The organism is Bacillus cereus group sp. N8 (genome assembly GCF_016483685.1).
Classification (GTDB): Bacteria; Bacillota; Bacilli; order Bacillales; family Bacillaceae_G; genus Bacillus_A; species Bacillus_A proteolyticus.
Genome location: NZ_JAEHBK010000149.1, coordinates 1 through 367 on the forward strand (window position 1 = coordinate 1; position 367 = coordinate 367).

Below are 367 nucleotides of genomic sequence, written 5' to 3' on the forward strand. Positions count from 1 at the left end.
CTCCACAGTCCTTGCGGTTAGAAGCCTTATTGCTTCATTCTTTAGATTGATACTTGCGTTAATATCCCTATCATGGTATGTACGACAAGAAGGGCAGTCCCATTTACGTAGGTTTAGATTTTTACGTCTTTGTTTTGATATCCACAACAAGAACATAATTGGCTTGAAGCAAATGTTTTCGATACGACAATGACTTGCTTGCCGTACCATTTTGCCTTATATTCCACCATAGTTGGAAACTGTGACCATGATACCTCACTAATTGCTTTTGCTAACTTATGATTCTTTAAGGTTCTGTTGCAAAGTTAGAAAAAATATAGAGAGGTCTACAGATTGGAAATAGACTTTAAGCAATCGCTACTAATTG

The 367-nt window shown here is 36.8% G+C and carries 1 pseudogene; it reads right to left on the reverse strand.

Going from position 1 to position 367, the window contains the following annotated elements:
• Positions 1-290, reverse strand: a pseudogene (locus JDS80_RS30790) (RNA-guided endonuclease TnpB family protein); the annotation flags it as partial.
• Positions 291-367: the final 77 nt, after the last annotated feature.